The 19,738-nt window shown below is 63.7% G+C and carries 17 protein-coding genes and 1 pseudogene; 13 read left to right on the top strand and 5 right to left on the bottom strand.

Going from position 1 to position 19,738, the window contains the following annotated elements; all coding sequences use genetic code 11:
• The first annotated feature begins 381 nt into the window (after positions 1–381).
• The 12 genes from H537_RS0131310 (at position 382) to H537_RS0131255 (ending at position 13,832) form a co-directional block, all read left to right on the top strand.
• Positions 382–618, top strand: a complete 237-nt coding sequence (locus H537_RS0131310) for a hypothetical protein (protein WP_156902052.1) — start codon at positions 382–384, stop codon at positions 616–618.
• Positions 619–1,154: 536 nt separating this feature from the next.
• Positions 1,155–2,138: an XdhC family protein gene (locus H537_RS46570; RefSeq protein WP_238446881.1), complete on the top strand. Its 984-nt coding sequence runs from the start codon at positions 1,155–1,157 to the stop codon at positions 2,136–2,138.
• 300 nt (positions 2,139–2,438) lie between these two features.
• A complete protein-coding gene (locus H537_RS0131300) occupies positions 2,439–2,975 on the top strand; it encodes a type 1 periplasmic-binding domain-containing protein (protein ID WP_169517126.1) in 537 nt (178 codons plus the stop codon).
• Positions 2,976–3,106: 131 nt separating this feature from the next.
• Entirely contained in the window at positions 3,107–4,096 is a 990-nt protein-coding gene (locus tag H537_RS0131295; RefSeq protein ID WP_156902050.1) for a tripartite tricarboxylate transporter substrate binding protein, read from the top strand.
• Positions 4,097–4,098: 2 nt separating this feature from the next.
• On the top strand, positions 4,099–5,361 hold the full coding sequence (locus H537_RS0131290) for an acetyl-CoA hydrolase/transferase family protein (protein ID WP_029001029.1): 1,263 nt from the start codon (positions 4,099–4,101) through the stop codon (positions 5,359–5,361).
• 21 nt (positions 5,362–5,382) lie between these two features.
• Complete coding sequence (locus tag H537_RS0131285; protein WP_029001028.1) at positions 5,383–6,165, top strand: enoyl-CoA hydratase/isomerase family protein; 783 nt, start codon at positions 5,383–5,385, stop codon at positions 6,163–6,165.
• A 2-nt stretch (positions 6,166–6,167) separates the two neighbouring features.
• On the top strand, positions 6,168–7,040 hold the full coding sequence (locus H537_RS51695; protein ID WP_084151095.1) for a FadR/GntR family transcriptional regulator: 873 nt from the start codon (positions 6,168–6,170) through the stop codon (positions 7,038–7,040).
• A complete protein-coding gene (locus H537_RS0131275; RefSeq protein WP_029001027.1) occupies positions 6,967–8,133 on the top strand; it encodes an iron-containing alcohol dehydrogenase family protein in 1,167 nt (388 codons plus the stop codon). Before H537_RS51695 ends, H537_RS0131275 begins: the two co-directional genes overlap by 74 nt.
• A 74-nt stretch (positions 8,134–8,207) precedes the next feature.
• Positions 8,208–9,386 (top strand): acyl-CoA dehydrogenase family protein, encoded by a 1,179-nt coding sequence (locus tag H537_RS0131270; protein WP_238446874.1) that lies wholly within the window; start codon positions 8,208–8,210, stop codon positions 9,384–9,386.
• Position 9,387: 1 nt separating this feature from the next.
• Complete coding sequence (locus H537_RS0131265) at positions 9,388–10,260, top strand: HpcH/HpaI aldolase/citrate lyase family protein (protein WP_029001025.1); 873 nt, start codon at positions 9,388–9,390, stop codon at positions 10,258–10,260.
• Between the two features lie 836 nt (positions 10,261–11,096).
• Complete coding sequence (locus H537_RS0131260) at positions 11,097–12,074, top strand: Bug family tripartite tricarboxylate transporter substrate binding protein (RefSeq protein ID WP_169517125.1); 978 nt, start codon at positions 11,097–11,099, stop codon at positions 12,072–12,074.
• A gap of 696 nt (positions 12,075–12,770) precedes the next feature.
• On the top strand, positions 12,771–13,832 hold the full coding sequence (locus tag H537_RS0131255) for an alpha/beta hydrolase family protein (RefSeq protein ID WP_029001023.1): 1,062 nt from the start codon (positions 12,771–12,773) through the stop codon (positions 13,830–13,832).
• 482 nt (positions 13,833–14,314) lie between these two features.
• Here the strand turns inward: H537_RS0131255 and H537_RS0131250 are convergent, their stop codons facing one another.
• Together H537_RS0131250 and H537_RS46560 are read right to left on the bottom strand one after the other, a co-directional pair.
• Complete coding sequence (locus H537_RS0131250; protein ID WP_029001022.1) at positions 14,315–14,611, bottom strand: hypothetical protein; 297 nt, start codon at positions 14,609–14,611, stop codon at positions 14,315–14,317.
• 231 nt (positions 14,612–14,842) lie between these two features.
• Complete coding sequence (locus H537_RS46560) at positions 14,843–16,105, bottom strand: RNA-guided endonuclease InsQ/TnpB family protein (protein ID WP_043460807.1); 1,263 nt, start codon at positions 16,103–16,105, stop codon at positions 14,843–14,845.
• Positions 16,106–16,133: 28 nt separating this feature from the next.
• On the opposite strand from H537_RS46560, the pseudogene tnpA reads away from it, so the two are divergent.
• Positions 16,134–16,548: pseudogene (gene tnpA, locus H537_RS46555) on the top strand (IS200/IS605 family transposase).
• 1,094 nt (positions 16,549–17,642) lie between these two features.
• Here the strand turns inward: tnpA and H537_RS0131235 are convergent.
• The 3 genes from H537_RS0131235 to H537_RS0131225 all read right to left on the bottom strand — a co-directional run bounded on the left by H537_RS0131235 (position 17,643) and on the right by H537_RS0131225 (position 19,608).
• Positions 17,643–18,026, bottom strand: coding sequence for a carboxymuconolactone decarboxylase family protein (locus tag H537_RS0131235; protein WP_029001021.1), 384 nt, complete (start codon positions 18,024–18,026; stop codon positions 17,643–17,645).
• A gap of 123 nt (positions 18,027–18,149) precedes the next feature.
• Positions 18,150–18,509, bottom strand: a complete 360-nt coding sequence (locus H537_RS46550; protein WP_084151078.1) for an NAD-binding protein — start codon at positions 18,507–18,509, stop codon at positions 18,150–18,152.
• Positions 18,510–18,681: 172 nt separating this feature from the next.
• Positions 18,682–19,608 carry an NAD(P)-dependent oxidoreductase gene (locus H537_RS0131225; RefSeq protein ID WP_029001020.1) on the bottom strand — a complete coding sequence of 309 codons (927 nt, stop codon included), beginning with the start codon at positions 19,606–19,608 and terminating at the stop codon, positions 18,682–18,684.
• Between the last annotated feature and the right edge of the window lie 130 nt (positions 19,609–19,738).

Here is a 19,738-nt window from a genome sequence, read left to right as displayed (position 1 = left end):
TGCCGGCCTGCGGGCGCGCAGCCTCTACATGGGCGCCCGACAGTGCGGCTGCGACCACCCGCATGCCATCCGCGTTATGGCGCGAGCGTGGTCGCGTGCGCTCTGGCGTGCTTGGACCGATCGCGAGCCCCGCCACGCCGAACTTCACCTGGGCGCGCTCAGGGCCAGCACGCAGGGACGTTGACACGGGATGCCTCACAAGCCTTCGGCGTCCGCGGCTCGTGCTGCCTGGCACCGGGCCGTAGCGGTGAGTGCCTCATGGCGCCGCATGCGCAAAAACCCTAATGACGCGCTGCTCACACGAACTAGAATATCGTACATACGATACGTCGTTCATAAATACGAACAGAGAGTGACTGACTGGTGACCTAAGGAGGTGCTATGGCACTGCTTCGACAATGTTTGGCCGAACTGCGCTTCATGCGCGGGGACATCGACGACGACACGGCTTTCCTTGAGCCGTCGGACGACGCCTTCCTAGGGGCGCTGATGCATGAGCGCGGCAGTACGCACGGCAGTGTGCCCGTGCCTGAACGCCGCAACACGCAGGTTGAGGCCAGCATCGGTATCCGAGTCTCCGGCCACCGCCTGCAGGCCATGCCGCAGCCGGTTGGCTGAACAGCTGCCCGGGCAGACTGGTTCCGGGCACCCGAGGTAGCGCGATGAGCAAATCACACCTTCTTGAGAATGTTCTCTCGATGTCCGTAGGGACCGTGCTGGCGCTTACCGTAGGTGCCGCTGCGTCGCACTGGTGTGCCGGTGCGATCGTGATCGCCGGTTGGGGGGCACTGCACGGGCTGACCTGGGGTTTCGGCGCCGCGAGTTCACAGCGCCGCGCAGGATGCCAGAGATGCCGCTGAAGCTCACCCAAGCAATGTGCGGTGTGCCTGCCGCGGACTTGCGCTCCATCGGCAACTGGACAGCCTGCAACATGGTGTTGGATGCGAACGCCTCGGATGTGAGCGGGGGCGGACGCTTGTCACGACTCCTGAGGAAAGCGGCGATGCAAACCGGGATACGCGACAGGGGTTTCAAGCCGTTGCGCCAAGCCATTCCTGGGTCAACGATATGCGACACACGCACCCACAAGTGCGTGGCCTGGAAACGTTCAGCAAGCGCGGGGGCAAGGCATGCAAGCAGTTGACTTGGAATTGATGTACACGGCACAACGCTGGGCCGCAGAAGCAAAGCGCTGCTGGGTCGCTACCGTGCTGCGTACCTATGGCTCCGCACCTCGCCCCGTAGGCGCAATGGCTTTACTGTGCGAGGACGGGCGCGTAGCGGGCTCAGTCTCGGGCGGCTGCGTGGAGGACGATCTGATTGAGTTGCTACAGACCGATGTGATGGGTGTGGGGAACGGACGTCTGCTGGTGTATGGCCGCGATACCGAGGAACGGGCCAGACTGCGCTTGCCCTGTGGCGGGAGCTTGGAGCTCTGGGCTGAGCCAGCGCCGCTGGACACATTCGCGCAGGCTCTGCACTACATCGAAGTTGGCAAGGGCTGTGTGCGTGAGATCAACCTGCAGGGTGGCGGGTCGACCGTGCGCGCGGTGCGAGGGGAGGAGGTCAGTTCCCTGGATGGGAGCCGCTTCGTGCAGCGACTGGGACCACGGCGGCGTCTTGTGCTGATCGGTGCGGCCGAGGTGTCGCGTTACTTGGCGCCTATCGCCAGCACGCTGGATTTCGAGGTCATTGTGGTCGATCCGCGCTGCGAGTATCTGGACAGCTGGCCGCATGACGTTCCGGTGCGGCGGATAGCGCAGATGCCTGACGACGCACTGAACGGGATCCAGGTCGATAGCAGCACCGCCATCGTGGCGCTCTCGCACGATCCAAAACTCGACGATCTGGCCCTACTGGAGGCTCTTCCAAGTCCAGCGTTCTATGTCGGTGCCATGGGATCGGCACGAACAACCGCTGCACGGCGGGAGCGGCTAGGGCTCTTTGACCTGGGTGCACAGGCCATTGCTAGGCTGCGCGGTCCCGCAGGACTCGACATCGGCAGTCGCACGCCGCCGGAGATCGCCGTGGCCATTGCCGCGGAATTGATTCACTCCTGTCGCGAGCAAGAAACCAGGCAACGACGCCGGTCTGCGGCGCAAGAGGACGTTCAAGGCTGCTTGATGCCGCTGATCTAGCGGGCCCAGCCAAGAGCTGCAGTAAGGCGCTACGAGGGTGCCATGTTGCTGCAAAAGTCGTCGGATGGAGACGATATCGATACTGGGACGCGCGGCATGCTTATGTCATTCATCGCAGCCGCGATGGGCGCCAGATGTTCCTTGTCGTACCCGTACAGGGACAGGCGATCAGGATTGGCCTGATCGGGCCACGCACCAGTGGCGGCACACCTTGAGGCGGCGCAGCCATCGAGTTGGCGCTGCAATGTCAGCGCCAAGGGCCGACTGGTGTTTGGCGACACGAAGTTCAAGGTGGAGGTCGTGGCCTACGACAACCGGTACAAGACCGCCAACGCCCCGGCTGCCTACGACCGGCTGATCAACCAGGATGGCGTGAAGGGGCTGATTATCACGTCCTCGGCTGCCACCATAGCCCTCACGCAGAACGTAGGAGATGACGAAGTCGCGGCGCTGTCATCCTCCTGTACCAGCGAGGCGCTGAGCAGGGACACCTGCTGTCTGATCCGGGTGTGCAGGGCGCCTGAACACTTCGTCACTTCCCTTGCCGCATGGCTCAGGGGCAACGTGCTGGGTCGCCAGGTGGTGATGGTGAACCCACCAATGAAACAGGATGGGATCTGGCCGATGTGGCCCAAGAAGGCCTGTCAGGCCACCAGCTTCACGAAGAGAAGGCTGCTACCAGTTCCCATCTGCGCCTCAACCAGAAACATGGCATTGGAGTTCCATGCGACGCTGGCCTGTCCGGTGGAAAGCATCAGGTGGGTGATGCTTCACGCATGGGCATACCTGCGCGCACGGAGAAAGCACCGTCCGCGGTTGAAGGACATCGCGTCCTGAAAATCGCGTTGGACTGTACGAAGTCCCGTTCTTAGACTGAATTCACTATTCCGAATTTGGCGCTGACAAGAAATCATTTAGAGGGTTTCGCAACGGCAGTCTGAAGATCTGTAGGCCTTGGAAGGATCAACGTGAACCTAGTGAAGGTAAAAGCACTGAAGAACGCTTCTGTCATGGCGATTGCCACATGCCTATTTCCGTCATGGGCAGGGGCGCAGGCAACATGGCCTGCAGCACCCGTCAAGCTGGTCGTGCCTTTCGCGGCCGGTGGCAGCAACGACAACATCGCCCGCGTCGTAGGCACGAAGTTGAGTGCCCGGTTGGGGCAGACGTTTGTCGTTGACAACAGAGGCGGCGGTGGTGGCACGATCGGCACGGACACCGTCGCAAAGGCCGCCCCGGACGGCTACACGCTGCTCTTCACGTCCACATCGTTGACGACGAACGCTGCTAGCGGCAAGAAGTTGCCCTTTGATCCGCTGAAGGATCTGGTCCCGGTGGGGTTGATCGCGACCAGCCCCTTTGCCGTGGCAGTTGCGAACAACGTGAAGGCGAAGACGCTGAAGGAATTCATCGACCTTGCACGGGCTAAACCGGGCAGCATCAACTACGGATCGGCCGGCGTTGGCGGCATGAACCACTTGGCTACGGAACTGTTTGCAAGTGCGGCAAACGTGGAGCTGACGCACGTGCCCTACAAGGGCATATCGCAAGCCTTCACGGACATGATGGGAGGCAGCCTGCAGTTGCTGCTTCCCAGCCTGGCTGCTGGGACCCAGCAGATTAAGGCCGGCAAGATGCGTGGCCTTGCCGTTACCGGAGCGCATCGCTCGCCGCTGGCGCCGGACATTCCTACCACCGAGGAAGCCGGCCTGCCAGGCTTCCGCCTCGAAGTGTGGTTCGGTCTAATGGCCCCGGCGCGCACGCCGCCTGCGGTCGTCAAGAAGCTTAACGACGAGCTCAATGCCGTGCTGGCCCAGCCCGACGTGAAGGAAATGCTCGCGCGTGAAGGTGCGGAGCCGCGGCCCGGGACGCCCGAGGCGCTCGGCAGCCTGATCCGCTCCGACCTGTCGCGGTGGGCACGGCTGATCAAGGAACGCAACATCCAGATTGCCGAGTGACCATGAAGACGCTCGCATTGTCGCAACTGCGCTTTTGCGCGCACGTGTGTGCGGGCGACGTGATCGGCTGGCCTCAGGGCCCCGGTGAACCGCTCGCGCTCACAGAGGCGCTGGTGGCCCAAGCGTCCGACCTTGAGCGTCCTACTCTTTTCTTCGGCTTGACGCAGTCGGAAACCCTGCGTCCCGAGCTCGGCACACATTTCCGGTTTCGCGCGCTCAACGGTGCGGGCACGAGCCGGCGCGTGACTTCCATCTCCGAGATCGTGCCGTGCCATGTCAGCAGCATCCCTTCCTTGATTCGGATGGGGACGCTGCGAGCCGACGTGGTACTGGTTCAAGTCAGGCCGCTGCCCGGCGGGCAGTACACGCTCGGCGTGATCGCCGACTTTACGCAGGCCTTGATTCAGCAAGCCCGCGTAGTGATTGCACTGCTCAACCCGGCGCTGCCGCTGGTGGGTGGAGATGCGTGTGTTAACGGCGAGGACATCGACATCCTGGTCGAGAGCGACACGCGGATCATTGACCTGCCTGACCCAGAGCCTTCGCCAGTGGAGCAGCAGGTGGCACAGGAGGTGTCGGCCCTGATCCCGGATCGCGCCACGATCCAACTGGGCGTCGGCACGCTGCCAGCGGCGGTAGCCCGCTCGCTGCGCCAGCATGAAGGCTTGGGTGTGCACAGCGGCGTGGTTTCCGACGTGCTGGTCGACTTGATCGAAGCGGGTGTGGTGACGAACGCGCACAAGTCGCTCGATCCAGGCCTCACCGTCACTGGCGGCCTCTTCGGTACCCGGCGTCTGAGGGACTTTGCGGAGCGGACCCAGCAGGTGGCCTTGCGCAGCGCTGACTACACCCACAACCTTGCGGTCGCGGGGCAATTGTCGAATTTCCATACGGTCAACTCGGTGATCGAGATCGACCTGACCGGCCAGGCCAATTCGGAGATTGCCGGCGGGCGCTACCTCGGTGCCGTGGGCGGGCAGGTGGATTTCGTACGCGCGGGCGTGTTGTCGCCGGGTGGGCGGTCCATCGTTGCAATGCCATCGACCACGCCAGACGGCCGGCATTCGCGCATCGTCGCGTCGCTCGGCTCGCGCCCTGTGACCACGGCGCGCAGCGAGATCGACATCGTCGTCACTGAGCACGGGACGGCGCACCTGCGAGGGTGCAGCCTGCACGAGCGCGCGCGACGTTTGGCCGCCATCGCGCATCCGGACCATCGCGAATCGCTTGAGCGTGCGCTGTACGACGGCACACCGGCTTGCTGAATTTCATAGGTTAGGTATCCCATGAAGCAAGACGTCTTCCTTGATGCCCGTGACGACCACGTTTTCGAGATCCGGCTGGAGCGGCCCGAGCGAATGAACGCACTTGGTGTCGCCACGGTGAGGGCGCTGGGCGAGGCGATCGACGAGGCGACAAAACGCCGGGCACGGGTGCTGCTGATTCGCGGCAGCGGCCGCGCCTTCTGTGCTGGGGCCGATCTGAAGGAACGAAAGGGCATGGACCTGGCCGCGCGCCTGGCCCACAACGCCGCCATCAATGCCGCTGTCGACGCCATTGCCGCGGCTCGCTGCGTCACCATCGCTGTGCTGAACGGCCTGGCACTCGGCGGTGGGTTGGAGATGGCGCTGGCCTGCGACCTGCGGCTCGCCGCCAGCGGCATACAACTCGGCCTGACGGAAAGCCGCGTGGGTGCGTTCCCCGGAGCGGGTGGCAGCCAGCGCCTGCCGCGCGTCGTTGGAGTGAGCCGTGCGCTGCACATGATGTTGACGGGTGAGCCTGTCAGCAGCGAGTACGCCCTTGGCATCGGGCTGGTCAACGAGGTTGTCTTGCCCGAGGCGCTGACCGAGCGGGCGCATGCCATCGCCCGGCTGCTTGGGCAACGTTCGGCACCGGCCCAGGCGACGCTGAAACGGCTGGTCTACGAGGGCATCGAGCTTCCGCTGGAGGCTGCACTGCGCCTGGAACGCGCGGCACTGCCAGGCATCCTCGGTTCGGCCGACTACGCCGAGGGCCTGACGGCGTTCGAGGAAAAAAGAGCGCCGCACTTCACGGGCGTCGCGGAGTGATGATGCGCGCGCCGACTGTCTATCCTGGCAAGTCGCAGCACGTCGCGCAGGCCTTGCTCGCACAAGTAGCGCAGGCCGGGCTTTCACAGGGTGAGACGTTTGCGACCGAGGCAGAGTTGCTGACGCAGTTCGGTGTCAGCCGGCCGACGCTGCGCGAAGGGGTTCGCATTCTCGAATCGCTCGGTGTGCTGCAGCAGCGACCAGGACCCGGAGGAGGCCTCGTGGTGCAGCGGCCGAGTCTGGACACGCTCACGCACAGCCTGTCGGTCTACCTGCGGTTCAACCAGGTCCCGTTTGCAGCGGTGCTGCAAGCTCGCGAGGCGATCGAGCCCGTGCTGGCTGCCGAAGCGGCACGGCAAGGTACCGAGTCGGACTTCCGCGCAATGCAGGACTCGATCGAACGCATGGATCGGTTGGGGGACGATCCATCGGCGTTCATCGCCGAAAACAAGACTTTCCATGACATCGTGGCCCGCGCCAGCGGCAATGCAGTGCTGGAAGCGTTCTGGGGTGCGATGAGCCTGCTGGCGCAGGGCGATCACCACGGCGTCCGCTATGCCGCGAATCACCGACGGCATGTGCTTCTCGCGCACCGGAGGATTCTTGACGCCTGTCGTGGCCGCGACTCTATAGCCAGTGCTGCTGCCATGGCACAGCACGTCGGCGAGCTCGAATCTCTAGTCCGTGAGCGCTACAGGCACCTGCTCGGCGAGCCGACCCGGATCCGCGACCTGCACGGCGCACCCGACGCCATCCCGCACGATGCGCAAGCGCCAGGTAGCGCCACACCAGACACCAGCCATGACTTCCAACCGTCACATCGTTCCCGCGCTGAGGCTTCATTTCGGCTCCGACAGCCTGGATGCACTTTCTGAGGAAGTCGACCGCCTCGGTGCGCGCCGCGCGGTCATCTGCTGCGGGGCGTCATTGCAGCGTGAACGGTCCGCGCTGGATCTGGTGCGCACCGCTTTGGGCGATCGCTGCGCCGGCGTGGTCGCCGAGGTTCAAGCACACAGCCCCCTTGATGCAGTACGCGCGGCTGCGCACGCGCTGCAACGTCTGAGGGCCGATGCCGTCATTGCAATCGGTGGGGGCTCTGCAATCGTGACTGCCCGCGCCGCCAGCATCCTGCTGGCCGAAGGTCACGACGCGAAGGCACTGTGCACCCAGCGCGATGCACAGGGGTCGTTGCACAGTCCGAAGCTGAAGGCGCCCAAGCTGCCGCAACTGGTCGTGCCCACCACGCCGACGACAGCGACGCTGAAGGCCGGCAGCGCCGTGCTTGATCCGGACAGCGGAGCCAGGCTCGCGCTGTTCGACCCGAAAACGCGGGCCAAGGCCGTCTTCGTTCACCCGGCGCTGCTGAGCACCCCACCGCTGGAACTGGTCGTAAGCGCGGGCCTGAACACGTTCGCTATGGCGCTGGAAGGGTTGATGTCCCGGGCCGGCGATCCGTTCTCCGACGGGTTGCTGATGCACGCGACACGGCTGCTTGCGAGGGGACTGACGGCTGCGGCCAAGCGTGACGATCCGGCGCTGCGCAACGATTTGATGTTCGCGTCGCTTCTTTGCGGTCACGGCACCGACTACACCGGTGCCGGCATCGCGATCCCGCTCGGTCATGCGCTCAGCGCTCGCTACCACGTCGACAACGGCGTCACGAATGCGATCGTGCTGCCCCACGTCATTCGCTTCAACGCCGATGCCGCTGCTGCTGGTCTGGAGAAGCTTGCAGTCGCGCTAGGCGCGCCACTCACGAACACCAATGCGGCTGACGCTGTGGCAGGCGCTATCGAGCACGTATTCGACATGCTCAACACGCCCAAGCGCCTGCGCGACATCGGCGTCGCGTGGGAGGGGCTGCCCGAGTTGGCCACCATCTCGATGGACGACTGGTTCGTGCGCGACAACCCGCGACAGGTGCAAGGCACCCGCGATCTGCAACAGGTGCTGGAAGCGGCCTGGTGACCCGTCCCAGCCGCGGCGCCCACCGAGGGCGACCGGGCACATTGCAACAGCTTACCGACAGTGGAGATCAACAAGTGACCAGCCAACGACTCCTGCTTACCGACGAGCAACGGGCCCTGATCGGGGCGGTACGCGAACTTGCGCGCGGCAAGGACTTCCGCGCCAAGTCCATCAAGTACCTGGACGGCACCTATCCCGCGGACAACCTGCGGGAATTGGCGAAGATCGGTGTACTCGGCATGTCGATCCCCGAGGAGTACGGCGGTTCCGATCTGCGCGTGTTCGAGACGGCGTTGGTGCTCGAGGAAATCGCGAAAAACTGCTATCCCACCGCGATGGGCGTGATGAGCAGTCTTGGCGTACAGACCCGCGTGATCGCGACCTACGCGCCGCAAGCAATGAAGCGCGAGATTCTGCCGAAGGTTGCCTCAGGAGAGATAGCCCTGGCCGTGTGCATGACCGAGCCGCATGCCGGCACGGACGTGCCCAACTACAAGACCAATACCGTCATCAAGGGTGACAGGGCCGTCGTGAACGGCGTCAAGACGCTGATCAGCAAGACGCGCGAGGCCGAGTGGTTCGTCGTCTTCAGCCGCATCAACGGCACGCCCGGCCGGGATGGCATCGGTTGCGTCCTGGTCAACCGCAACACGCCGGGTTTCGAGGTAACTGCTCAGTACCACACCATGGGCGGCGAGAACCTGGGCGAGCTGCGCTTCGACAACGTGGAAGTGCCGGTCGAACAGGTCGTTCTGCGAGAAGGCGGCTTCAAGAAGCTGCTCTCGGCATTCAACACCCAGCGTTGCCTCAATCCAAGCATTTCGTTGGGGCTGGCCGAGGCCGCATTCGAGGAAGCGATCAAGTACGTTCGCGAGCGCACGATCCGTGGGCAGCGCGTCGCAGACTTTCAGGGCATCCAGTGGAAGCTGGCCGAGATGTACCGCGACATCGAGGCGGGCCGCAGCCTGCTCTACCGTGCGGCGCTGACGGCCGATCCGTTCCCCAATCCTCATGAAGCCGCGATTGCCAAGACATTCGTCAACGAGATGGCCATTCGGGTGGCCAACGAAGCCTTGCAGGTGCACGGGGGCTACGGCTTCACCGACGAATACCCGATCTCGCGCATCTACCGGGCCGTGCGCTACGGAACCCTGGGCGGCGGAGCGACGGAGGCGCTGAAGGACCTGGTCGGCAAGTGGCTGGTCGAGGAGTTCGACCCGGTGGACGGCTTCCTGTCTCAGAGGACGTTCTGAAATGCGTTCGCTGTTGTTCGTGCCTGCGCACGATGCGCGCAAGTGCGACAAGGCGCTCGTCAGCGGTGCAGACGCTTTGATTCTCGACCTGGAAGACGCGGTTCCGGACGCCGAAAAGCACCGTGCACGGGAAATGTGCCGCGAGTTCGTGACGGCACACCGCGAGCGCTGCCGGCTGTTCGTGCGCATCAACGCGCTGACCTCGGGATTCAGCCTCACCGATCTCGAAGCCGTCGTGAAAGCCCGGCCCTACGGCGTGATGTTGCCAAAGTGCGCCGGCGGCCAGGACGTCACAACGCTGGCTGCGCAGCTGGCGGCACTGGAGGCCCGGGAAGGCATCGAGCCCGGCGCCATCTGCATCCTGCCAATCGTGACTGAAACGGCGGCGAGCATGTTCGGCCTGGGCAGCTACGCAAGCGGTGACAGCCCACGCCTGTGCGCGCTTTTCTGGGGTGGGGAGGATTTGGCCGCCGACATCGGTGCCCGGGCGAACAGGGACCAAGCCGGCCGCTACACGGCACCCTACCAGATGGCTCGTGCACTCACACTGCTCGGTGCGACGGCCGCGCAGGTGCCGGCGATAGACGCCGTCTACACCAACTTCCGTGATACCGATGGCCTGAAGGCCGAGGCGGCCGAAGCGGTGCGCGACGGCTTCACCGCCAAGGTCGCCATCCACCCGGACCAGATCGACCCGATCCATGAAGTGTTCACGCCGTCCGAGCCCGAGGTGGCATGGGCGCGGCGGGTCGTCGAGACCTTCGACCGCTCGCCCGCTGCCGGTGCAGTCGCAATTGGTGGAGTCATGCTCGACCGGCCGCACTATCGATCCGCACAGCGCCTGCTCGCACGTGTGCCATCACAACCGCTGTAGTGATGCCCTGAGGTTGGCCCGGTCAAGGGCTGTGTCCCGGTGTTTGATTGAGCACTGGCGCGGTCAAGACATGGGCCTACATGGCTGCGGTGTCGATCCAAGCCTTGGACACCGGTTTGCTTGGATCCGCCGGGTACGCTCGGAACCAGGATGGATGCGCTACTGATGCTGTAGCTGCATGGCGATCGTCTGCACCCAGCCATGTTGTCGATTCCTGGTGGGGTGGATCGTGGACAAGTCGATCAGCCAAGGCTGCACCCGCAACCGCTTGCTTGAGGGTCTGCGGTGCATTGCAAGTGCCAGGCAAGTGGAAACCGTTGTCGAGCGCTTCAACGCCAAAGTCGGGCGTCGGGTCAATCTCCACGAGACGTTCATCGTGGGCGCGGTGAGCTCCCTGCGACAGGCCCCAGATTCAAGCTGCCACCGTCCCCGCTATAGCGACACGAACTGGGTGCAAACAGAAGGTCGTATGACCAGAGGAACGAGCGTCTGCATAGCTGTCTGGACTGTTTCCTGCGCATCTTTATTGGTCGAAAGTGGCACCCCGACATTCACATCGCCGTGGTGCATCCGTCCTGCGGAGTCATCGCTTGGCGCGTACCTGGTTCGCTGGAATAGGCACTTGGTAAAAACACCGATCGAATGTTGCGCCGGACCGCATAACATTCGTATAACAGATCAAAAGTTCATATACGCGAACAGAAGAGGTTCTCGTTTGAATGGCTTGGCGGTACGCCAAGAAATGCGGCCAATTGACTGAGTCCTCTGCTGGGAGATGGAGCTATGCATTGCATCACCTATCGCACAGCAGCCCTTTTCGGCACACGCATACCCTCATGAAACATTCCATGACGACCAAGTGCAAGAGCTTCATCCTCGCACTGGCGGCACTCTTGCCATTCGGCTGCGCGTGGGCACAGACTGATTATCCCAATCGGCTCATCAAAATCGTTTCTCCAACGGCCGTGGGATCTGGCGGCGACACCCTGGCTCGTCGTTTGACGGAGCCTCTGGCCAAACTGCTGGGCCAGCCGGTAATCGTCGAGAACAAACCGGGTGCACAGAGCAAGATTGGTGCAATTGCAGTTGCGCGGGCATCCAGTGACGGCTATACGCTGCTCTTGGGGGGAAATTCCTTCGTGGCCAACGTCCACATGATGAAGGACGTTGGCTATGACCCAGTCAAGGATTTCACGCCCATCAGCCTGCTGAACCGTAACCCACTTCTCTTGGTAGTCAACGCCGAGACGCCGGTGCGCACCGTTCAGGAATTCATCAAGTACGCCAAGGCTCGTCCGGGAAAATTGAACTATGGCGTTGGCAATTCAGGTAGCCTGGTTGCCGCCCAACTGCTGAGGACGCAATCCGGCATACAAGCCGTGAGCGTGAACTATCCTGGGATGGCGCAGGCTGCGACGGATCTGCTGGCTGGCCGTGTCGATTTTGTCATGCTCGATCCAATCATCGCCAAGCCGTTCGTCGAAGGCGGTAAGCTGCGGGCGCTCGGGGTGACATCTAAGCAGCGCCTGGAAAGTTTTCCGGATATCGCCCCGTTGGCGGAATCGGGTCTGCCGGGTTATGAGTGGGTCGGCTGGGTTGGGCTTTTCGGCCCCCGAGGACTGTCGGCTGCGGCTGTAGAGAAGATCAACAAGGCCGTGGTGCAGGCTGTGGCCGAGCCTGACGTTGTCAAATTCATGACCGATGGAGGAATGATCCCGGCCACGTCGACGTCTGAACAGCTTAAGGCTTTTGTTCTGGAACAAGTGGACCTATGGGGACACTGGACCAAAGAGGCAGGCCTGCAACCGCAGTGACATGGTCCCAGATATTCCCTGAGGGGCCCATGGCATGGCGGGCAGACCCCCATGAGCAGTGACCGAGGGCCCGGCTTGGGGTTGCTGCGGGCGTGTGTACCGTCACCGGAGTCAGTAACGGCATGAGCGAAGGGGCAGCGCGGGAACGGGCGGGTCTGGAGGCATCCGTGGCCGGCGCAGACGTGAACGCAGCGGCGGCGGATCAGGTTGCAATCGATATCAAGCACGCAGGCTGGCGATCGGCAGGGCACCCGATGTCGCATCTGTGCCAGCGGTACAGGCTGTGTCGCGGCGCGTAGTGCGCGAACTTGTTGCTAACGACATACAGACGGGCGCGTACGGTGCAGGCAGGGCAGGGCTGACAAGGATGTCTCCCATGCTCATGTTGGAACAGGAAGATCGTCGAGTTCGTTGCAGTACCGTTTCTCCCGCCTGGGTGTGCACCTCCGCAAGCAGGCTTGCCTACTGCGCGATCCAGAACTTCGCGGCAAATGGACACGGTTCGCGCCTACCGGGCGGATCGGCACTCAGGGAGGCCTGGCAAACCTGACGGTTTTCCTTACAAGCGACCCGGGCAGCTACATCAACGCCCTGGGCTTCCCCCGGACGGCGGTCTGAGCCAGAGCTTGGACAGTCTCGTTTCAACATCCGAGTTGCCCTTGATGGCGCCGGTGGAGTTCCTAAAGGAGTCATGCGATGAAGTACAAGGCCTTGATGATGGCTGCGCTTGCCGGTGCTGCCGTGCCATTGTCGGCGACGGCGCAAAAGTTCAGCGATCTGCAACAGTCCAGTTCGCCGCTGGTTCTGAAGTCCCAAGGCAGCTTTTACGTGGGGGGCGAGACCGTCACGCAGACTGCTGCCGAGATCGGGTTGTATGGCCCGGGCAGCCTGGTGATCAACCAGATGTACGTGCAGTACATGGTGCCCAATGGTCGCCCGAAGGTGCCGGTAGTGATGGTGCATGGGGCCACCTTGTCCGGAAAGACCTACGAGACGACGCCTGATGGGCGAATGGGATGGGCAGAGTATTTTGTGCGCAAGGGCCACGGTGTTTACAACACCGACCAAGTTTCCCGCGCGCGTTCCGGCTTCAATCAAGCACCCTACAACGATGTTCGCGCTGGCATCGTTCCGCCGCAAACACAGGCAAACATCTGGCGAATAGCCGCCGAGAACGCGTGGGTGCGGTTTCGCTTCGGCCCGACTTATGGCACGCCTTTCCCCGACACCCAGTTTCCCATCGCGGCCATGGAAGAGTTCGCGAAGCAGGCAGTTCCTGACCTGAATACCTCGCTGCCTGCCGCCAACCCGACGTTCAAGGCCCTGTCCGAACTGGCTATCCAGCTGAACGGCGCTGTGCTGATGGCTCACTCACAGGGTGGCCGCTTCCCGTTCGAGGCGGCGCTGATTGATCCGAGCGGCGTCAAGGGCATGATCGCAGTCGAGCCAGGAGGCTGCAACGGCGTGGTGTACACGGCTGACCAGATTGCGGCGTTGGCCAAGCTGCCCATCTTGGTGGTGTTCGGGGATCATCTCACCGCACCACAGGTCTTCAGCTTCGTCTGGAAGGTCCAATACGATGACTGTAAGGTCTTCATCGACCGGATCAACGCTGCCGGCGGCAAGGCTCGGATGCTGTACCCGCCTGATCTTGGTATCCGTGGCAACACGCACATGATCATGCAGGACAAGAACAACATCCAGATTGCCGATCTGATAATGCAATGGATCGATGAAAACGTCGGCACGAAAAGGTGAGGTCGCAACAGGTAAGCGCAATTACTCAGGATGGCTACGCTGAACACAAATCCTGTCGCCGCACGGTGGTCGACAGAGCACTTGGTTCGTTGCGCGGCGTTAAGGCGAGCTGCACAGCGACCAGGGACTGCAGTCGACTGATTGATCTTTGCGTCCTGTACTGACGACGAGACCGCAAAGAATCCATGACACGTCGATATGCACGCAGGAATGACCAGTGGGAGTGCACCGGGGACTTGCTACCCAGGCGGCGAGGCCATGGGTGCCGGATAGCCGGCGACAAATGCCTGTTCGCCGATGCGGTGCTCTACCGCTACCGCGTCGACATCCCTTGGTGTAATTGGCTGAAGCGCTCCGGGGATTGCCAAGTCGTGCACGCCTGTCACTCGGGTTGCAGCAAGACCTGCGTGTGGCAGCGTGTCTTTTAGCAGTTAAGGAGCAGCTTGCATCGTCGCCAAGCAGGTCGCCTGCGGCAGATCCGGTTAACGCGACGCCAGTGTGGCGCGTTCGGCACCGTGGGCCTCGTACTTGCGGACGAGCTCTGCGAAGCGGGGCGACGCGCGCAGGTCTTCATAGCGCTGGCGCGCTGATTGGTACTGGACGGTCAGCGGCGACATGTCTGAGACGTCGAGGAGGTAGAGCCCGGATTGCTGGTAGGCATCGAGGTCCGCGAGGACCTCGGCACGGGGGAGGCTTGGTGCCGTGGGGGCCCCCGCATGTGCCGCCTGGAATGCGACGACGAGAGACAGGGTGACGAGCGCGGGTGCAAACGATTTCATGGAACACCTTTTGATGGGTTGCAACACAACGGTGCGTGACTCTCTGCGGGCGTGCAGGAGAAGTTGCATCCGATGCGCTCAACTATAGGGTTTTCACGTAGCTTTCGGCAGGTGCTGTTCGCTTGCGGGAATATCAATCGATTCTTGATAGTCGGAGCCGACACGGATTGTGGCAGTACGCAGGGCAGTGCCGAAGTTGACGTCCTCCCAGGCCTGAAGGCACCGGGATTCCTACCGCGCCCCGGCTGGAGCAGCCGGGGTCGCCTCGGTGGGTTCCTGCTTCATCGCGGCTGCACGCTGGGCCCTTGCGGGCCTGGCGCGGCTGACCTCCGCTCCACAGGCAGCGGGCCTTGCGGCCCAGACCGCGCGCCCCGCGGCCAGGATGTTGTGCGCGGCGTTCGCATCCGCGTTCTCGGTGTGCCCGCAGGCCAGGCAGGCAAACAGCGCCTGCGTCCTGCGGTTGCCCCTGTCCACGCTACCGCATTGGCTGCAGGCCTGGCTCGTGTAGGCCGGGTTCACGGCCACGACGGCGCCTGCCCGGGCAGCGGTCTTGTATTCGAGCTGGCGCCGGAACTCGGCCCAGCCCTGGTCGAAGATGGCACGGTTCAGGCCAGCCTTTTGGCGCACCCGATTGCCTGGGGCTTCGCTGGTGCCGGCGGCGCTGGCGGACAGGGCCGCCACCTTCAGCTCCTCGATGGCGATGACCGGATGCTGGTCGGCCAACTCGGTGCTGAGCTTGTGCAGCCAGTCGCTGCGCTGCGCGGCGATGCGCGCGTGCAGGCGTCCCAGCCGGTTGACGGCCTTGCGGCGGTTGCGCGAGCCCTTTTGCTTGCGGCTGACCGCGCGCTGCGCGTGCCTGAGCCTGCGCTGCTGCTGCTTCAGGGCGTCCAGCGGCTGCAGCGTGCGGCCGTCCGACAGGGCGGCAAACAGCGCCACACCCAGGTCAATGCCCAGTGTCGGCATCAGATCCGCGGATGGCAGCACGTCGGGCTGCTCGAGCTGCAGCGACACGAACCAGCGCCCGCGCTCGCAGGTGACGGTGGCATTGCGCAGCTCACCCACCACGGCCTGCGACAGGCGCAAGCGCTGCCAGCCCAGCTTCGGAAACTTCACGCGCGCGCTGCCCTGGTCGAGCTCGAACTGCTTGGGATCTGGAAATCGCAGCCCCGGCTCCTGGCCACGGCGCTTGAAGCGCGGGTGGCCGCCGACGCCAGCGAAGAAGCGCCGGTAGGCTGCGTCCAGGCGGCGCAGCGTCTGCTGCAGCGGATGGATCGGCGTCTGGGCCAGCCAAGCCGTCTCAGGCGCGTGGCGCCATTCGGTGAGCCAGCGGCACATGGCCGCGTAGGGCGAAAACTTCTCCCCGGCCTCGCGCCGGCGCCGCTGCTCGGCAATGGCCGCATTCCAGACCCAGCGCAGAGAACCGGCAAAGCGGCGCAGCAGCCGCTCAACGCCGGACCGGGTCCGCAACTGGAAGCGGTAAGCCTTGATCAACATGGCCAGCCGATCGTAGCAAGCTTGGCCTATGACGCAAGAAACCGCTATTCGCCACGGCCGGCACTGTGTCTTTGCCATGCACGTGCATTTGGTCTTCGTTGCCAAGTACCGGCGCGAGGTCTTTGACGGCGACGCCATTGCACGGCTGCGTGTGATCTTCACCAAGGTATGCGAGGACTTCGAGGCTCGGCTGGTGGAGATGGACGGCGAGAACGACCACGTGCACTTCGCTGGTGGAGTACCCGCCCAAGGTGGCGGTCTCGGCGCTGGTGAACAGCCTCAAGGGCGTGTCGAGCCGCCTGCTGCGACGTGACCGGTCCGACTTGGCCGCGCGCTACTGGCAAGGAGTGCTGTGATCGCCAAGCTACTTTGCGGCGTCCTGCGGCGGCGCGCCCATCAGCATCGTGCGGCAGTACATCGAGCAGCAGAAGACACCGGACTGAAAGGACCGCCGAGGCGGTCCCGCGCTCTTGACCTCGCCGTCAATGGCGCAGGCTTGCCGCGCTATTGGTCATGATGCTGTCCGTCTTGTGGTGCGGGTCGTATATCTGTAAGCCACGATTCAGTAACGCGGCAAACGGTTTGGGCAACTCGCTGGGAATTAGCTCGGTGCCCTGGGCGTCAAAGCGGCTGCGCAGCCTCTCGCTGCTGTTGGGGGTGGTCAGAAAGCGGGTGTTTCGGCGGCGAAGGGCGCGCTTTCAGGTGGCCGTGGACGCCAGGTCGCCGGCGCATGACGCCACACGCCGACGTACGGCCAGCACGCTTCAGCCGCCGAATGCATCCGATACGGATCGAGGAAGGTGATCGCGGCTGCGTGCGTGGCGCGGGACGCTCTGGCGCACGTAGGGCGTGAGCGGGCCGCCGACAGCTGCGGCAATGCCATGGCAGGTGCCTTGATAGCTTTTCGGCATCCACGACCGTGGAAGTGGACACTGGCCCGTCGAGCTGGCCTGGCGAGCAACCCGGAGGCGCCACGGTGCTCGTGTCGTTGCTCTGGACAGCGCTGATGGGGGCCGACTCCGCGCCCTGACACGCGCGCCAGCGCCGCGAGCGCTCGGCAGCATGGAGCCGGCGTCCACACGCGCTGCGCTGGGCCGCCTCGCGGCGGCGCTCATGTCGAGCTTGGCCGGAACACTCTCGACCGCAGTACGGATGTCCGCGCTCGCACTGCCTGCGCACCAGCACCTGCGCCCCGGCAGCGGGCACTGCAGGAAAAAGCGGGCAGATCCGTCCACGGGCGGCATGGCAGCACGGGCTGATCATCACGCCGGCACAGCGGACCTCATGCGGTGCGTGCTGTCAACGCCGAAGAGCAGCGCGGGCCACAGGTCGAGCGCCCCGTTCCGCCACCATGGGTGCCCTGCAGGACAGCAATGATGGCGGGCTCCTCCGAAGCTCGCCACCTGAAAAGCGCGCCCGCCAGTGCCGGAATTGCGCGCTTGCCGACCGCCGCTCACACCTGCGGAATCGCCATGCGGATTTCAGCCTGTATGCCCAAGGAAATAATCTGCCGTCGAGCGCGGCGGAGCCAGCAGTGTCAGTCGATGAGTTTGCGGTGGCGCAGCACCTCCTCGGCGACGCGGAAGGCCTCGCCTGCGGAGGGCAGGCCGCAGTAGACGGCGGCGTGGAGGAGGATCTCGCGGATCTCCTCAAGCGTACAGCCGTTGTTGATGGCGCCCTCGACATGGTGCGCGAGCTGTGCGGGGCGGTTCAGCGCCGTCAGCATTGCGATGTTGAGGATGCTGCGCAGCTTGCGGTCGATACCCGAGCGAGACCAGGTGCGACCGAAGCAAACTTCCTCCGAATAGTCGAACAGGGCGGAGTTGAAGGCGTTGCGTTTTTTGTCCTTGCCTTCGACGTACCCGTCGCCCATCAGCTCGTTCATGATCTTGCGGCCAATGTCCTGAGTGCTTGTCGTCATGGGTCTCTCCTGTTGAAGTGAAAAATGGTTCAGCCGCGCAGCAGGGTTTGCTGGACCTGCGCGGCACACAGCTGGACGGTCACACCGGCGCGCTCGTTCTGCGATTGCATGGGCAGACGCGCGTCACCGTTGGTCCCGCCGCTCGATGGCTTCGCTGAAGTCACGGAACGCTGCTTCTGTGAACTTCGTCGAAACAACGAGCTGGTAGGCCAGGTCAAGGCCAAGCGTGAGATCCTCGTAGGCCAGCCGCACCCTGAAGGAGGGCGGGTCGTACTTCGACTGCGGGAACCGGTGGCCGATGCGATCGAATGTGCGCGAGTGGCGTATGGCGCCCATGCGCATCGCATGCCATAACTCGGCCAATTCGACATCCGCCTTGGGGCCGAGCGTGAACACCTCGGCGACCAGCAGGCGAATCGAGCGGCTGGCGCAGTTGCGCACGAGCTTCGCGCTGTTGCCCACACCTGCTGCGCCGACATACATCGCTTCGCCGCCCGATTGCGTCGAGCAGCATGCCGAGTACGCTGGCCGACGGTTCGGTCTACCATCGTGTCGCGACGAACCGTAGGCGCTGGCAGGCAGGCCAGTCACGTGCCGCGCAAGACCAGCTGCCTCAGCGGTAGTTCCCTGTTCGAAGCGGCCACCGTCGCGGGAGTCAGCCCCGCGCCAGCGTCTTTTGCACGTCCTCCGCGGACGCTTGGATCGTTACGCCGGCACGCTCGTTCTGCAGTTGCATCGGGGCGCGTGAATCGCGGTCACCCCAGCCCCGCCTCAGCGCTTCGGTGTAGTCCTGATAAGCGACCTCGGCTTGCTTCATCGGCACGCCAACCTCGCGTGCGAGCTCCAACGCCAAGGTGAAATCCTTGTATGCGAGGCGCAGCGCGAAGGATGCGGGCTCGAACTTCGACTGCATGTACTGGTCGCCAAGGACGTCGAAGGTGCGTACACGTCCGATGGCGCCCTGGCGTACCGCGTGCCACAGTTCCAGCGGGTCCATGCCTGCTTTGACGCCCAGCGTCATGCCTTCGGCGATCGCCATCCGGGTGACGAGGCTGATGCTGTTGTGCACCAGCTTTGCGACGTTGCCGGAGCCCACCGGGCCAACGTGCATCACGCGGTCACCCATGGCGTCGAGCACGTTACTGTGGCGTTCGAAGACGTCGCGGTCGCCGCCGACGTAGATCGCCAGCTTGCCGGACCGTGCACCGGCGGGCCGTCCACTGACGGGCGCGTCCAGTACGGCGATGCCGCGCGCCTGGAAGGGCACCGATACCTCTCGCACCACGCTCGGCGCGTTGGTCGTCAAGTCGAACCAGGCGCTGCCGGGCCGCATCGCATGAAGCAGGCCATCATCGCGCAGCGCGAGGTCCTTCATCTCCTTCGGGCCTGGGACGGACGTGAAAACCACGTCGGCTTCACTGGCGAGCTCATGAACCGTCTGGGCCCACCGTGCGCCTGCATCGAGAAGCGGCGCTGCGCTTTCCTTGCGCAGGTCGAACACGCTGACATCGAATCCTGCCTTGCAGAGGTTCAAAGCGATGCCCGATCCCATCGCGCCAAGTCCAATGAATCCTATCTTCATGCCGTCTCCATGGTTTCGTATATACGAACAAAACGTCGCATATCCGTACTCATAGTACCGTTGCACGATGAACCCTGTCAACGTCGCTTGGCTGCAGATGACCGGGTCCGATCAATCGCGATACGTGAAC

Source organism: Azohydromonas australica DSM 1124 (assembly GCF_000430725.1).
Classification (GTDB): Bacteria; Pseudomonadota; Gammaproteobacteria; order Burkholderiales; family Burkholderiaceae_C; genus Azohydromonas; species Azohydromonas australica.
Note: the sequence above shows the minus strand (reverse complement) of the source record. Positions and strands in the feature narration are given on the sequence as shown.

Excerpts from the sequence above, each read along its gene's own strand:
- H537_RS0131255 (WP_029001023.1), top strand. The coding sequence starts at position 12,771 with ATGAAGTACAAGGCCTTGATGATGGCTGCGCTTGCCGGTGCTGCCGTG.
- H537_RS46560 (WP_043460807.1), bottom strand. The coding sequence starts at position 16,105 with ATGTTGATCAAGGCTTACCGCTTCCAGTTGCGGACCCGGTCCGGCGTT.
- H537_RS0131290 (WP_029001029.1), top strand. The coding sequence starts at position 4,099 with ATGAAGACGCTCGCATTGTCGCAACTGCGCTTTTGCGCGCACGTGTGT.
- H537_RS51695 (WP_084151095.1), top strand. The coding sequence starts at position 6,168 with ATGCGCGCGCCGACTGTCTATCCTGGCAAGTCGCAGCACGTCGCGCAG.
- H537_RS46550 (WP_084151078.1), bottom strand. The coding sequence starts at position 18,509 with ATGTATGTCGGCGCAGCAGGTGTGGGCAACAGCGCGAAGCTCGTGCGC.
- H537_RS0131285 (WP_029001028.1), top strand. The coding sequence starts at position 5,383 with ATGAAGCAAGACGTCTTCCTTGATGCCCGTGACGACCACGTTTTCGAG.
- H537_RS0131235 (WP_029001021.1), bottom strand. The coding sequence starts at position 18,026 with ATGACGACAAGCACTCAGGACATTGGCCGCAAGATCATGAACGAGCTG.
- H537_RS0131250 (WP_029001022.1), bottom strand. The coding sequence starts at position 14,611 with ATGAAATCGTTTGCACCCGCGCTCGTCACCCTGTCTCTCGTCGTCGCA.
- H537_RS0131225 (WP_029001020.1), bottom strand. The coding sequence starts at position 19,608 with ATGAAGATAGGATTCATTGGACTTGGCGCGATGGGATCGGGCATCGCT.
- H537_RS0131260 (WP_169517125.1), top strand. The coding sequence starts at position 11,097 with ATGAAACATTCCATGACGACCAAGTGCAAGAGCTTCATCCTCGCACTG.
- H537_RS0131275 (WP_029001027.1), top strand. The coding sequence starts at position 6,967 with ATGACTTCCAACCGTCACATCGTTCCCGCGCTGAGGCTTCATTTCGGC.
- H537_RS0131310 (WP_156902052.1), top strand. The coding sequence starts at position 382 with ATGGCACTGCTTCGACAATGTTTGGCCGAACTGCGCTTCATGCGCGGG.
- H537_RS0131265 (WP_029001025.1), top strand. The coding sequence starts at position 9,388 with ATGCGTTCGCTGTTGTTCGTGCCTGCGCACGATGCGCGCAAGTGCGAC.
- H537_RS46570 (WP_238446881.1), top strand. The coding sequence starts at position 1,155 with ATGTACACGGCACAACGCTGGGCCGCAGAAGCAAAGCGCTGCTGGGTC.